At 58.7% G+C, this 13879-nt stretch carries 12 protein-coding genes; 1 reads left to right on the plus strand and 11 read right to left on the minus strand.

What is annotated here, in order from left to right:
• The first annotated feature begins 42 nt into the window (after positions 1 to 42).
• Positions 43 to 1176 (plus strand): molecular chaperone DnaJ, encoded by a 1134-nt coding sequence (gene dnaJ, locus RQI55_RS06440; protein ID WP_042616168.1) that lies wholly within the window; start codon positions 43 to 45, stop codon positions 1174 to 1176.
• A 56-nt stretch (positions 1177 to 1232) separates the two neighbouring features.
• Here the strand turns inward: dnaJ and RQI55_RS06445 are convergent, their stop codons facing one another.
• The 11 genes from RQI55_RS06445 to polA form a co-directional block, all read right to left on the minus strand.
• Complete coding sequence (locus RQI55_RS06445; protein WP_243256889.1) at positions 1233 to 1817, minus strand: LysE family translocator; 585 nt, start codon at positions 1815 to 1817, stop codon at positions 1233 to 1235.
• Between the two features lie 71 nt (positions 1818 to 1888).
• Positions 1889 to 2404: a DUF924 family protein gene (locus RQI55_RS06450; protein ID WP_243257021.1), complete on the minus strand. Its 516-nt coding sequence runs from the start codon at positions 2402 to 2404 to the stop codon at positions 1889 to 1891.
• Positions 2405 to 2453: 49 nt separating this feature from the next.
• Positions 2454 to 2666, minus strand: coding sequence for a SlyX family protein (locus RQI55_RS06455; RefSeq protein ID WP_311272422.1), 213 nt, complete (start codon positions 2664 to 2666; stop codon positions 2454 to 2456).
• Between the two features lie 108 nt (positions 2667 to 2774).
• The gene (locus tag RQI55_RS06460) at positions 2775 to 4280 is read right to left on the minus strand and encodes a tripartite tricarboxylate transporter permease (protein WP_192063140.1); all 1506 of its coding nucleotides are present in this window, start codon (positions 4278 to 4280) and stop codon (positions 2775 to 2777) included.
• Between the two features lie 8 nt (positions 4281 to 4288).
• On the minus strand, positions 4289 to 4750 hold the full coding sequence (locus RQI55_RS06465) for a tripartite tricarboxylate transporter TctB family protein (protein WP_192063141.1): 462 nt from the start codon (positions 4748 to 4750) through the stop codon (positions 4289 to 4291).
• Between the two features lie 72 nt (positions 4751 to 4822).
• A complete protein-coding gene (locus RQI55_RS06470) occupies positions 4823 to 5806 on the minus strand; it encodes a tripartite tricarboxylate transporter substrate-binding protein (RefSeq protein ID WP_311272423.1) in 984 nt (327 codons plus the stop codon).
• Positions 5807 to 6020: 214 nt separating this feature from the next.
• Positions 6021 to 7385, minus strand: a complete 1365-nt coding sequence (locus RQI55_RS06475; RefSeq protein WP_243256886.1) for a sigma-54 dependent transcriptional regulator — start codon at positions 7383 to 7385, stop codon at positions 6021 to 6023.
• The gene (locus RQI55_RS06480) at positions 7382 to 9205 is read right to left on the minus strand and encodes a sensor histidine kinase (protein ID WP_311272424.1); all 1824 of its coding nucleotides are present in this window, start codon (positions 9203 to 9205) and stop codon (positions 7382 to 7384) included. The genes RQI55_RS06475 and RQI55_RS06480 overlap by 4 nt, the downstream gene beginning before the upstream one ends.
• Positions 9206 to 9388: 183 nt before the next feature.
• Positions 9389 to 9574: a 50S ribosomal protein L32 gene (gene rpmF / locus RQI55_RS06485; protein ID WP_003507205.1), complete on the minus strand. Its 186-nt coding sequence runs from the start codon at positions 9572 to 9574 to the stop codon at positions 9389 to 9391.
• A 191-nt stretch (positions 9575 to 9765) separates the two neighbouring features.
• Positions 9766 to 10488 carry a DUF1868 domain-containing protein gene (locus tag RQI55_RS06490; protein ID WP_192063144.1) on the minus strand — a complete coding sequence of 241 codons (723 nt, stop codon included), beginning with the start codon at positions 10486 to 10488 and terminating at the stop codon, positions 9766 to 9768.
• Between the two features lie 75 nt (positions 10489 to 10563).
• Positions 10564 to 13551: a DNA polymerase I gene (polA, locus tag RQI55_RS06495; protein WP_243256884.1), complete on the minus strand. Its 2988-nt coding sequence runs from the start codon at positions 13549 to 13551 to the stop codon at positions 10564 to 10566.
• Positions 13552 to 13879: the final 328 nt, after the last annotated feature.

The raw sequence follows: 13879 nt of genomic DNA on the forward strand, positions 1-13879 counted from the left end.
CCTCGTGCAGCCGGAAATCCATTTCCCGGGGCTTGTTAATTAATGGCGAAACCAGACTTTTACGAAACACTCGGCGTTGGCAGAACAGCTGACGAAAAAGAGCTGAAAAGCGCCTTCCGCAAACTCGCGATGAAGTATCATCCCGACAAGAATCCTGGCGACGCTGAATCCGAGAGAAAATTCAAAGAACTCAACGAAGCCTATGAGACACTGAAAGACCCGCAGAAGCGCGCGGCCTATGACCGCTTCGGTCACGCGGCCTTCGAGCAGGGCGGCATGGGCAATGCTGGCGGCGGCTTTGGCGGTGGTGCCAGCGGCGGGTTCTCCGACATCTTCGAAGACATTTTCGGCGAGATGATGGGCGGCGGGCGTGCGCGTCGTTCCAGCGGTGGCCGTGAACGCGGTGCCGATCTTCGCTACAACATGGAAATATCGCTGGAAGAAGCCTTTGCGGGCAAGACAGCGCAGATCCGTGTGCCGACATCCATCACCTGTGACGTTTGCACCGGCTCCGGCGCAAAGCCCGGAACGCAGCCGAAAACCTGCGGCACCTGCCAGGGTTCAGGCCGTGTGCGTGCAGCGCAGGGTTTCTTCTCGGTCGAGCGCACCTGCCCGACCTGCCACGGTCGCGGCCAGACGATCACCGACCCCTGCACCAAGTGCAACGGTCAGGGCCGTGTGACGGAAGAGCGGTCTCTCTCGGTCAATATTCCCTCGGGCATCGAAGACGGCACCCGCATTCGTCTTCAGGGTGAAGGCGAGGCCGGTATGCGCGGTGGCCCATCGGGCGACCTCTATATTTTCCTGTCGGTACGTCCGCATGAGTTCTTCCAGCGCGACGGTGCCGATCTCTATTGCGCGGTTCCGATCTCCATGACGACGGCAGCACTGGGCGGCACGTTCGATGTAACGACGCTCGACAATACCAAGTCGCGGGTGACGGTGCCGGAAGGCACGCAGGCCGGAAAGCAGTTCCGTCTGAAGGGTAAGGGCATGCCTGTGCTGCGTTCCGCGCAGCAGGGTGATCTCTATATCCAGATCCAGATCGAGACACCGCAGAAGCTGACGAAACGCCAGCGCGAATTGCTGCAGGAATTCGAGACGCTGTCATCCAAGGAAAATAACCCCGAATCCGCAGGCTTCTTTGCCCGGATGAAGGAATTCTTCGACGGCTGATGGCTAGGGCCGATTACGTTCAAAAAACCGCGCATTCGAAAGGATGCGCGGTTTTTTTATGCCATGGCCCTGAGTGATGCGGTGGCAAGAACGGCGGCAAAGACGAGCAGACACGCGGCGGCAATGCGCTGGATGGCTCGCGGCTGTACGCGAGCGACTTTGCCCTTCGATAGACAATGGCCAAGGGTGATCCAGCCAGATGCCGCAAACAGCACAAGGCCAGTGAACAGTGCAAGCCACGGAAACAGATCAACAAAATGTCCGTGCGGCATGATGACGATGGCGATCATCAGCGCTTTGGGATTGAGCATGGTCGTTACCATGACATCTCTTGCCGTCACCTCGGCTGCGTTTTGCTCTGCCACGCCCTTGAACCATAGTCGATAGCTTAAATAGAGCACCCAGAGGCTGGCACAGATCTTGGCGGCAAGCAGAAGGGCCGGGTGGTCGGCGAGAAAAGGCGCGGCCAGAACGGCGACGGGTATGATGATGGTGAGATAGCCGGCGCATTCGGCTGTTATCAACGGCAGAGCCCGGGCGATGCCACGGGAATAGCCCGCAAGCGCCATCAGTGTGTTGGTGGGGCCGGGCGTCAGCAACAGCAGCAGAATCGCACCGGTAAATTCCAGAATTGTCGACATGTCATGCTCCAGATGAGAGTTGAGACATAGCCGGATCAGGGCACAGGTGGTTTGATTTCAGTCAAGTTTTCTCAGCCGGAAAACCCGCCTTCTTCCAGAAAGATGCGCTCTTCCTCAGTGCTCTCTCGCAAAAGAATATCATTGCGATGGGGGAAGCGGCCGAAGCGTTCGATGATGTTCCGGTGCTCGATGGCAAAGGGCATGTAGCGCTCGCCAAGAGGCTCACACAGCTTGCAGCACAATTGCTGATCTTCCAGCCCTTCCGAATGCATGAGCGGAAGATAGAAGAAAATCCGAAGCTCGGGATCTATCGTCATGTCGTGGCCGCGGCGAAGCGTACCTTGTGTATAGAGCCTCGCGAGCGGATCGGTGGCATACATATGCGCGGTGCCGCGAAAGCAGTTGCGCGGAAACTGATCCAGCAGCAGGAGAAGCGCAAGACTACTCTCGGGGCCCTCAAGCCATGGTTCCAGATTGCGTCTGGCGGCAGCAAAATGGGCATCGCGAAAACGGTCATGGAAGGTTGCGTCGAACTGCGCGTCCTTGTCGAACCATTTCTCCGGTCCGGCCTCTTTCCAGAATGTCATGATATCGGAAACAAGCGTCTCGGAGCGATCAAGAGGCACGGCGCTTTCCTTAGTAATGCGGGGGCTTGGTGATGGCGGGGGCTTCGAGCGATTGCTCCTCAAGGTTCAGGAACCTGTCGGTCAACAGATCCAGCTTGGCGCGGGTCTGCTCGACGACTTTCCACTGTTCGGTCAGCTGATCGGAAAGCTCTTCAATGGTTTTCGCCTGATGCGCCACGGTTTCTTCGAGCGCAATAATACGGTTTTCGCTGTCGTCAGCCATGATCACCTCTTGAGTTACGCATTGCTTTGCCAGCTTTGTGCCCCGCAGACAAGACAAAGGCCGGACGCGATGCCCGGCCTTTGTGTGTTTCAGACAATCGGTGAGCGATCAGTCTTCTTCCTGGAAGACCTCTTCGCGCTTCTTCTTGACGCTCGGCAGGAAGACGACGACGAGTACGGCCACGGCAATCAGCAGCAGCGTTGCGCTGATGGGGCGCGTGACGAAGGTCGTCGCATCGCCACGCGACAGGATCATCGCTCGCCGCAGGTTTTCTTCCAGAAGCGGCCCCAGCACGAAGCCGAGCAGAAGCGGTGCCGGTTCGCAGCGCAGCTTCACCAGCGCATAGCCGATCAACCCGAAGAAGGCGACGGCATAGAGGTCATAGACGTTGGAATTGACGCTGTAGACCCCGATGGCGCAGAAGGCCATGATGATCGGGAACAATACATAGTATGGTATGGTCAGCAGCTTCACCCATAGCCCGATGAGCGGCAGGTTGAGAATGACCAGCATCAGGTTGCCGATCCACATGGAGGCGATGATGCCCCAGAACAGCGCGGGCTGCTCGGTGGCGACATTGGGACCGGGAACGATGCCCTGAATGATCATCGCACCAATCATCAGCGCCATGACGGGGTTGGCAGGAATGCCGAGCGTGAGCAGCGGAATGAAGGATGTCTGCGCCCCCGCATTGTTGGCGGATTCTGGCCCAGCCACACCGGCAATCGCGCCATGGCCGAATTCTTCCGGGTGCTTGGATACACGCTTTTCGACGGTATAGGATGCAAAAGCCGCAAGAATGGCACCACCACCCGGCAGGATGCCAAGCGCCGAACCAATGGCAGTGCCGCGCAGAACGGGGCCGACCATTTGCTTGAACTCTTCCTTGCTGGGCAGAAGGCCGCTGACCTTTGCCATCAAGACCGAGCGGGTCTTTTCACTTTCGAGGTTGCGCAGAATTTCGGCAATACCGAACACGCCAACGGCGACCGCCACGAAGTTCAGGCCATCGGCATATTCGCGGATGCCCAGCGTGAAGCGTGGCGTGCCGCTATAGATATCCGTGCCGACAAGGCCCAGCAGCAGGCCGAGAACCACCATGGCCAGAGCCTTGATGATGGAGCCATGGGCTAGCGCAATGGAGGAAACGAGACCCACGACCATCAGCGAGAAATATTCGGCGGCACCGAAATTAAGCGCGATGGCGGTGAGCGGTGGAGCGAAGATCGCAACGAGAAAAGTCGACACCGTGCCAGCAAAGAAGGAGCCAAGGGCTGCGACGGACAGAGCGACGCCTGCCTTGCCCTTGCGCGCCATCTGGTAGCCATCGATGGCGGTCACGGCAGACGAGGATTCGCCCGGCATGTTGATGAGGATCGCGGTGGTCGAGCCGCCATATTGCGCACCGTAATAGATACCGGCGAGCATGATGAGGGACGAGACCGGTTCCAGCTGGAAGGTGATGGGCAGCAGCATGGCAATGGTTGCCGTGGCACCGATGCCCGGCAAAACGCCGATCAATGTTCCCAGAATGACGCCGATAAAGCAGAAGAACAGGTTGTCGAGAGAAGTAGCGGTGGAAAAACCAAGCGCGAGATTATTGAACAGTTCCATCATGCACCTCAGAAATTGAGCCAGGGGCCGAAGCGCTGGAAGGGCAGACCAAGACCGTAGTCGAAGACTGCGACGGAAAAGACGGTGATGCCGACCGACAGGATGAGCGCCATCAAGGGGTTCATCTTATGCGATGCAAAGGATGCGATCAGCGCGCTGATGAAAAGGGCAGGCACGAAGCCGAGGCCGCGCACGGTCATGCCGAAGATGATCGGCGCAGGCAGAATGAGGAAGATGCCGCGCCACGCGATGGGGCCCAGTGGCTCGCCCTGCACCTTGCCCGCCCGCACGAGAATGAGTGTGCCGAGCCCGACGAGAATGAGCGACAGCACCAGCGGGAAATATCCCGGGCCCATGCGAAAGGCTGTTCCCAGCTCAAGCCCATAGGATTGCCAGGCAAAGAAAATGCCGAGCACTATGAAGAAGGCGCCACAGACCGCCTCTGTTGCATCGAAAGAAAGTGATTTCATGTTTTGGTCCCCCCGCTGACGAGTGAAAACCGGTGGCTTTTGCGGCCACCGGTTGGGTGCTTGAGAGCAGGCTTAGTCGGCGTACTGGCCAGCGGCTTCGATGACCGTCTTCCAGCGCGTGATCTCGCTTTCAAGCTTTGCCTTCAGCGCCGCAGGCGTGCCATCTGCCGCCGAAGACGGCGTGGTGCCGAGTTCAGCAAAGCGTGCTGCGACATTCGGGTCTTTCAGGGCGACCTGAAGCGACTTGGACAGGCGCTCATTGACATCGGCAGGTGTGCCCTTTGGCGTGTAAACGCCATGCCAGACACCCACTTCGAAGTTCGGCAGACCGGCTTCAGCCGAGGTCGGCACATTTGGCAGCACGTCCAGACGCTTCGGCGTGGTGACGGCGTAAGCTTTGACCGTGCCGCCCTGGATCTGCTTAGTGGTGTTGGTCGTCTGGTCGCACATGATATCGACCTGACCGCCGAGAAGATCGGTCATGGCAGGGCCGGTGCCCTTGTAAGGCACTGTCACGAGCGGGGTCTGAATGGCGCTCATGAACAGCATGCCGCACAGATGCGACGCTGCGCCGATGCCCGCATTGGCAACGGTGACCTTGTCCTTGTTGGCCTTGGCGTATTCGATGAGGCCCTTGAGGTCTGTGGTCTCAAGTGTCTTGCGAGACAGAATGGTCATCGGCACTTCGGTAACGAGGCCGACATATTCGAAGGCTTCGAGCGTGTTATAGGCCAGCTTTCGGTAAAGCGTGGCGCTGGTGGCCATGCCGATATGGTGGAGCAGAACGGTGTAGCCATCCGGATCAGCGGCTGCAACGCGGCCTGCACCCAGCGTGCCACCGGCACCGCCAACATTTTCCACGACGATCTGCTGTCCAAGATCCTTGGACATGGATTCAGCCACAAGGCGGGCAACCGTATCCGTCGGGCCACCTGCGGCGAAGGGAACGACCATGGTAATGTTGCGCTGCGGGTAAGTCTGGGCAGCGGCGGACAAGGCAAACAGCGATACGGCAGCAAGAGCCACGGCACCTGTGACGGTCTTGAGAATTTTCATCTTTTCCTCCCGATGAAATATGGCCTCATCGACCGGCGCACTCCTATTGCGGTCGGTCGGGGTGACACACTTTGAAATGGGTGCTTGCGCACACGCAATGGCGGCGCAGGACAACCGTCACAAAAGGCGTCTTATTTCGGCCCCAATGGGTGGAAATCGAAACATTAGACATGGTGCATGGGTGGAAATCCGCCCATGGTCTGAACCGCTGCCGTCAAGACAGGGTTTTCAGGTCTTCGCCAAGGGCACCATGTTTGGTCAGCGCATATTTCTGCATTTTCTCGTAGAGCGTTTTGCGCGATATTCCGAGCGTCTCATAGACGGCTTTCAGATTGCCGCGATGCGCTGTGATGGCCCGCGCCAGAATGGATTTTTCGAACTCGGCGACCTTGGCCGAGAGGCTTGCCGGGTTTTCCGACAGTGTCTGCGGCCCGTCCGAGATGCTGCCATCCAGCCCCAGCACAAGCCGGTCTGCCGCATTTCGAAGCTCGCGCACATTGCCGGGCCAATCGCGCATGGAAAGGCTCGAGACAATATCGGAGGGGACATCGAGATCATCCCGGCCATAGCGGGCGGCGGCTTCGCGCACCAGCTGGAGAAACAGCAGCGGAATATCGGCGCGGCGTTGCGCAAGCGATGGCACATGCACGGTTGCGACATTGAGCCGATAGAGCAGATCCTGCCGAAAGCGACCTGCCAGCGCCTCCTCAGCCAAATCCGCCTTGCTGGTGGCGATGAAGCGCACATCGAGCTCCACGGTCTCGTTGGAGCCGAGGCGGGTTATCGTACGCTCCTGCAACACCCGCAACAGCTTGCCCTGCATGTCGAACGGCATCGAGCCGATTTCATCCAGCAAAACGGTGCCGCCACGGGCATGTTCAAACTTGCCATAGCGAGGCCGAAGCGCGCCGGGAAATGCGCCTGCCTCATGGCCGAACAATTCGCTTTCGATGAGGTGCTGCGGCAGCGCTGCGCAGTTGATGGCAACGAAGGGTTTATCTGCCCGGGCGCTGACATCGTGAAGCGCACGGGCAACGACCTCCTTGCCGGCGCCGGTATCGCCGATGATGAGCGTATCGGCATCGGCAGCACCAATGGCCCGGATGCGATAGCGCAGATCCACCATGACCTGCGTGCGACCCGGCAGGCGGGTTTCCAGATCATCGCGCTTGCCAGCGACGGCCCGCAGGCGGCGATTTTCCAGAACCAGCGAACGACGGTCTATCGCCCGCTTGATGATGCCAGCCAGATATTGAACGCTGAACGGCTTTTCGATGAAGTCATAGGCGCCGTTGCGCATGGCGCTGACCGCAAGCTGCACATCGCCATGGCCGGTGACGAGAATGACGGGAATTTCCGCATCCAGCTCCCGCACCTTTTGCAACAGCGTCATGCCATCCATGCCCGGCATTCTAATATCGCTGACGATGATGCCATCGAAACTGTAGCCGATCAGCTCGAATACATGGTCGGCATTATCGACGGTGACGACATCCAGACCGGCAAGCTCCAGCGCCTGCGCGGTCGAAAGCCGCAAATCCTCTTCATCATCGATCAGCAAAACGCGGGACGTGGTCATTCGGCAGCAATCTCCATCGGCACTTCGGCATCCAGCTCGATATCGAACCGCGCACCACCTTCAGGCAGGTTTGTGACACTCAGACGCCCGCCGAAATCCTTGACGATATTGTAGGAGATGGAAAGCCCAAGGCCCAACCCCTTGCCCACGCCCTTGGTAGAAAAGAACGGATCGAAAATGCGCTCCATGATCGCGGCTGGTACGCCGGGGCCGTGATCGGAAACGGAGAGGATGACCTTGGCACCCTCCTGACGGGCGACAAGATCGATGCGGCGGTCCTCAAGTCCTTCCACGGCATCGGCGGCGTTGGAAATGATGTTGACCAGCACCTGCTGAAGCCGCACGGGACCGGCTTTCACCTGAAGAGGCACCGGTCCTAAATCAACGCTCAAATCCGCATCCGCTGCCTTTAGTCGCGCATTAACGATCTCCAGCGTGTCGCTGATCACGGCATCAAGCGGCATGGGGCCGAGCTTTTCGTTGGGCTTGCGCGCGAAATTGCGCAGATGCTTGCCGATGGCGGCCATGCGATCAATCAGCACCGAGATGCGCTTCAGATTATCCGAGGCTTCGCTGACCCTGCCGCGCTCGATCAGCAGGGAGGCGCTTTCCGCATAGGTCTTGGCGGCAGCCAGAGGCTGGTTGAACTCATGGGAGAGGGCTGCCGACATCTGCCCCAGTGCAGCCAGCTTGCCCGCCTGGATCAGATCCTTCTGGGTTTTGCGAAGCCGCTTTTCGGTCTGACGCCGCTCGGCAATTTCATGCTTGATGTCGACATTGACGCGGGCAAGATCGGCGGTGCGCTCTTCCACCCGCCGCTCCAGTTCAGCCTGCGCTTCTGCCTGGTGGACCAGCCGGTCCTGAAGCCGCTCGCGCCGTTGCAGCATGGCGGCGATGACAGCGCCTGCAAGGCAGAGGCACAGCATGATGGCGATCATGGTCGTCTGCACCTGCGTGCGCACGGAGCTGGTGTCCATCAGCACATTCACCGTCCAGCCAGCGTCGGGCATCGGCTGGGAAAGGAAGATATACTCGCGCTCGGATTGGCCTTCGCGGATGGTCATCAGGTCGTGGGTGCCGAAGGTGCTGCGAGTCAGGTCAAGCTGCGTGAGGTTGGCATCGGCATAGCGGCGCGAGCCTTCCGTGCGGGCTATCCGGTCCGGCGTCAGTGGCTGGATGGCAGCGTAGAGCCATTCCGGCGTTCCCGTCATGAAGATGATGCCCTCGGGATCATTGACGAAAATGCGGTTCTCGCCATTGCCGAAGGATGCCTCGATGCCTTCGATGTCCACTTTGAAGACAATGACACCCTTGATCTCTCCCTTGAAGAGAATGGGAGAGGCGAAATAATAGCCGCGCTTGTGCGAGGTGGTGCCCAGCGCGAAGAACTTGGATTGCTGGCCTTTCGCGGCATCCTGAAAATACGGACGATAACTGAAATTCTGGCCGACAAAGCTTGCCGGACCATCATAATTGCTGGCGGCAATCGTCTCTCCATCCAGCGTCATGATGTAGATATCGGAGGATTTCAGCAGGTCGTTGATGGATTTCAGGTAGATATTGGCGCGCAGCCGCAAGGCCTGATCCTGCGGATGGGCGACAAGCTCCTCGATATCGTCACGATCCGCCATCAATGCTGGCAGCGGCTCATAGCGGCTGAGATGCCCGCCAAGTGCTGAGACTGCCAGTCGCAACGTCGTGCCGCCCTGTGCCGCCACTTCATCGAAATAGCTTTCTGCAACCAGATCGCTTCCCCGGGTCAAGGCAATGCCGCCTAGGCTGAGGCACACAAGCACAATGCCGATCCAGCGATATTTCACCGGTCTATTCCCTCCACATCCAGACTTATCGAGCCTGCTCCCATGGAGAAGTCTAGAGCCATTCAGGCGCAAATGGAAACATCAGGCCGCGCATATTTTCGTTGGCGCGAGAGAGGCAGGTGCCTGAAACAAAAAAGCCGACCCAAAGGCCGGCTTTCTCGAAAACGGTAGAATGCGCAGAAATTATGCGCTTTCCTTTGGTGTCAGAACCTGACGGCCACGGTACATGCCTGTCTTCAGGTCGATGTGGTGTGGGCGGCGAAGTTCGCCGGAGTTCTTGTCTTCAACGTAGGTTGCGGACTTCAGGCCATCGGCCGAACGACGCATGCCGCGCTTGGACGGGCTTGTTTTTCTCTTAGGTACTGCCATTTGTGTAACTCCAATTCAGCGGCGAAACACGCGAACCAGCCAGAACAAGGGCCTGATGTCATGTTTCTTTATTCGGAAATTTTGCGCGCTTATACATGCCTCCCGGAGCTTTGACCAGCCCCGGCGCATAATTTTTCAAAAATGCCTGATTCGAGACGATGGATCCCTGCGACGGATTTCACTCCATAGCATCACCCCGGTTCAAAAACCATCAATTCCTCAAAATGCTTCATATCGTCGAATTCACAAAATGCCGGTGGCCGCATCTCAAGAACGGGCACTTCGGAGCGCAGCTCCTCAAGGCATTCATCCAGTGTTCTTTGCCACATGGGCAGGCTGGCCGGATCGAACCAGCGGATGACATAGGCGAAGGTGATATGAAATTCGTAAGTGTCGTGATCGGGATGCCGGTAGCCGAAGACCTCGGCAAAGGCATTGCGCCACGCGGCGATGATCCTGTCATCTTCGGCGGTTGCTCCGCAAAGCGTCAGCCCGTTCGGCGTGACGGCCTTGACCTGCATGGCGAAGGCCGGAAGCCTTGCAAAGCCCTCGAGCTTTTCGAGATAATACTCCGTCATCTGGGTGATGGATGCCGTGGCAGGCATTTCCCTTGGCCAGAAGGGCCAGTCGCGGCGATACTCGATAATGCCCTGAAACACCGTCATATGGAGGCTGGAAACAGGGGTAAAGGCCAGATGGCTTGAGGCCTGCGGCATGTCCAGAATGCGCTGACGGGCCTTGACGATGGCATGCTGCGTTCGCGACCCTTCCACCAGATGGCACACGACCGTATTGCCGGGCTCATGCAGGAACGTGCCGCTCATATCGAACCGGGTGCCGAGATGGCGTGGTGGCAGATCGTTATGGGCGGTGGAGAAGATGGTCAGCGCGGGTGAAACGAACGGTGCGTGCATGATGCTTGAAGCTCCCTGGGGGTAAGGCAGCTTCACCTACGCCCGGCACGCGACACGCCGATGACACCCTCTGGATCAGTGTGCCTCGTCCCAGTTCGTAGCAGCGCGGGCATCGACCTTCAGAGGCACGCGCATGTCGATGGCGGGCATGGCGGCGTTTTCCATGATGGAGACCACGAGCGGCAGCGTCTTGTCGATTTCGCCGTCCTCGACTTCGAAGATCAATTCGTCATGCACCTGCAAAAGCATGCGCGCCGAGAGATTGGCCTTTTCCAGCGCCGGTTCGATGCGGATCATGGCCCGCCTGATGATATCGGCAGCCGAGCCCTGAATGGGCGCGTTGATGGCCGCACGCTCGTTGAAGGAGCGCACCGACGGGTTGGATGACCGGATCTCGGGGTAATGAATGCGGCGACCGAAGATGGTTTCGACATAACCCATGTCGCGGGCATAGGTCTTGGTGCTGTCCATATAATCGCGGATGCCGGGGAAGCGCTCGAAATATTTCTTGATGTAATCGCCAGCCTCGCCACGGCCAATGCCCAGCTGGTTGGCAAGGCCGAAGGCCGAAATGCCGTAAATGATGCCGAAGTTGATGGCTTTTGCGCGCCTGCGCACATCTGATGGCATGCCTTCCACAGGAACGCCGAACATTTCCGACGCCGTCATCGCATGAATGTCGATGCCCTCGGCAAAAGCGTTTCGCAGCTGAGGAATATCGGCGACATGCGCCAGGACCCGAAGCTCGATCTGGCTGTAATCGGCAGACAGGAGCTTGTGATCGGGCGTCGAGATGAAGGCGGTGCGGATCTTGCGGCCTTCCGCTGTTCGCACCGGAATATTCTGCAAATTCGGTTCTGACGATGAAAGGCGGCCCGTGGTGGTGGACGCCAGCGAATAGGAGGTGTGCACACGCTTGGTTTCGGGATGCACATAGCCGGGAAGGGCATCCGTATAGGTGGATTTCAGCTTGGTCAGCTGACGCCAGTCCACGATCTTGCGGGGAAATTCAGCACCTTCGGCGGCGAGATCTTCCAGCACCTGCGCCGAGGTGGACCATTGCCCGGTCTTGGTCTTGGAACCGCCGGGCAGGCCCATCTTGCCGAACAGAATATCGCCCAGCTGCTTGGGAGAGCCGACATTGAATTTCTCGCCAGCAAGCTCGTAAATCTCGTCCTCATAGGCCGCTGCCTTCTGCGCAAGCTCGCCCGAGAGACGCGACAGGATCTGCCGGTCAACGGTAATGCCACGTTCTTCCATGGCGGCCAGAACCGGAAGCAGCGGGCGCTCCAGCCGCTCATAGACCGTCGTCAACCTATCAGCGACAAGGCGCGGCTTCAGCACCATCCACAGCCGCAGGGTCACATCTGCATCTTCGGCGGCATAGGCGGTGGCCTTGTCGATATCGACAAAGTCGAAGGTCACGCCGGACTTGCCGGAACCGGCCACATCCTTGTAGGCAATCGGCGTGTGGCCCAGCCACCGCTCCGACAGGGCATCCATGCCGTGCAGGCCCTTGCCCGCTTCCAGCACGTAGGACATGAGCATCGTATCATCAAAGCTCTGCATGGTGATGCCAAGGCGCTTCACCAGCAGATAGTCATACTTCAAATTCTGCGCGACCTTGAGGATAGAAGCGTCTTCCAGCAGCAGCTTCAACCGGTCAAGCGCATCGTTGAACGGGATCTGGTCCGGGGCAAGCTTGATGCCATCGCTGAAAAGATCGCCCCCGGAGCCGGTCTTGTGGCTTATCGGCACATAGGCGGCGATGATGTTGGCGCCGCTGGCATCCTTGCCATTATCGGCAAAGGCCAGGGAAAAGCCGACCAGCTGCGCCTGCATGGGATCAAGCGATGTGGTTTCCGTGTCAAAGGCCACGACGCCGGTTTCCCGCGCCATTGCAATCCAGCGGTCCAGCTCCTCAACCGTGCGAATGGTCTGGTAGGAGGTCGTATCGATCTTGGATGCGGAGAAGATCGCTTCGCGTGAGGAAGCGAGGCCCGCAGGCGAAGTACCTTCCATTTTCGATGCGATGCCGGGTATGCCGACGGCACTTTCATCCAGCGAAATCGGCTGGTCAGTCGAGGCCGCGCCTGCGGCATCCAGATCAGGGCCGCGAGCAAGCGCTCCGCGCTCGACAGCCACATGGGCGGCGTCGATGATGGCTGCATCCGCGCCCGTTGCTTCCGCAACGCGCCGTGTCAGAGTGGTAAATTCCATGGCCTTCAGGAAGGCGATGAGCTTGGGGCCATCCTGTGGTTCCAGCGTCAGGGCATCCAGCGCCATTTCCAGCGGCACATCGGTGCGCAGAGCCACGAGCTGGCGTGACAATCTGGCCAGTTCGGCATTGGCGATGATGTTTTCGCGGCGTTTCTGCTGCTTGATTTCGCCAGCGCGTGCCAGAAGCGTATCGAGATCGCCGTATTCCTCCAGCAATTGCGCCGCCGTCTTCGGGCCGATGCCGGGAATGCCGGGAATGTTATCGGTGGAATCACCCGTCATCGCTTGCAGGTCGATCATCTTTTCGGGCGCCACGCCCCACTTCTCGATGACATCGGGAACGCCGATCTGCTTGTCCTTCATCGCGTCATACATATGCACATTGGCGCTGACGAGCTGCATCAGGTCCTTGTCCGACGAGATGATCGTAACGTCAGCCCCGATGGCTTCTGCCTGACGGGCGTAAGTTGCGATGATGTCGTCCGCCTCGAAACCTTCGGTCTCGATGCAGGGCAGGTTGAAGGCGCGGGTCGCCTGGCGGATCAGGCCGAATTGCGGCACCAGATCTTCCGGCGGGGCCGAGCGGTTGGCCTTGTAGAGATCGTAAAGCTCGTTGCGGAACGTCTTCGAGGAATAGTCGAAAATGACAGCGAAATGGGTCGGTGTGACCCCCACATCTGTGTTACGGGCATCCTTCAACAGCTTCCACAACATGTTGCAGAAACCTGAGACGGCATTGACCGGCAGGCCATCCGATTTGCGGTTGAGCGCGGGGATGGCATGGAACGCCCGGAAAATGAAACCGGAGCCGTCTACGAGGAAGAGGTGATCGCCTTTTTTCATGGGAAGCATGGATAGCGTGGGCCATGGGTGCCGTCCAGACAAAGTTAACCTTTTAGACCGGCAACCCACTGTTTCCGAGCACCCTGAAACCGAACGACATCTTCACCAGAACGTTACAAATTTGTAATCCTGGCTTCCCTTGAAAAGCCTCATTTGGAGCCTCATTTCTTTAACGACGGCGACTGATCACGCCGTAGTCTGATTGCAGGCTCGTCCCCCGCCGCGTCAGACCGGACAAAGGCCTATCCCCCCTCTCCGGGCCTTTGTCCTTCAACATAAACGCCATGGCTGTCCCCTCCCGGCCATGGCGTTTTTTTGTGCCACCGTT

This window comes from Rhizobium sp. WCS2018Hpa-16 (assembly GCF_031843705.1).
Classification (GTDB): domain Bacteria; phylum Pseudomonadota; class Alphaproteobacteria; order Rhizobiales; family Rhizobiaceae; genus Agrobacterium; species Agrobacterium tumefaciens_C.

Bases quoted from the DNA above. Each gene is read 5' to 3' on its own strand.
- dnaJ (WP_042616168.1), top strand. From the start codon at position 43: ATGGCGAAACCAGACTTTTACGAAACACTCGGCGTTGGCAGAACAGCT.
- RQI55_RS06445 (WP_243256889.1), bottom strand. From the start codon at position 1,817: ATGTCGACAATTCTGGAATTTACCGGTGCGATTCTGCTGCTGTTGCTG.
- RQI55_RS06450 (WP_243257021.1), bottom strand. From the start codon at position 2,404: ATGACATTCTGGAAAGAGGCCGGACCGGAGAAATGGTTCGACAAGGAC.
- RQI55_RS06455 (WP_311272422.1), bottom strand. From the start codon at position 2,666: ATGGCTGACGACAGCGAAAACCGTATTATTGCGCTCGAAGAAACCGTG.
- RQI55_RS06460 (WP_192063140.1), bottom strand. From the start codon at position 4,280: ATGGAACTGTTCAATAATCTCGCGCTTGGTTTTTCCACCGCTACTTCT.
- RQI55_RS06465 (WP_192063141.1), bottom strand. From the start codon at position 4,750: ATGAAATCACTTTCTTTCGATGCAACAGAGGCGGTCTGTGGCGCCTTC.
- RQI55_RS06470 (WP_311272423.1), bottom strand. From the start codon at position 5,806: ATGAAAATTCTCAAGACCGTCACAGGTGCCGTGGCTCTTGCTGCCGTA.
- RQI55_RS06475 (WP_243256886.1), bottom strand. From the start codon at position 7,385: ATGACCACGTCCCGCGTTTTGCTGATCGATGATGAAGAGGATTTGCGG.
- rpmF (WP_003507205.1), bottom strand. From the start codon at position 9,574: ATGGCAGTACCTAAGAGAAAAACAAGCCCGTCCAAGCGCGGCATGCGT.
- RQI55_RS06490 (WP_192063144.1), bottom strand. From the start codon at position 10,488: ATGCACGCACCGTTCGTTTCACCCGCGCTGACCATCTTCTCCACCGCC.
- polA (WP_243256884.1), bottom strand. From the start codon at position 13,551: ATGAAAAAAGGCGATCACCTCTTCCTCGTAGACGGCTCCGGTTTCATT.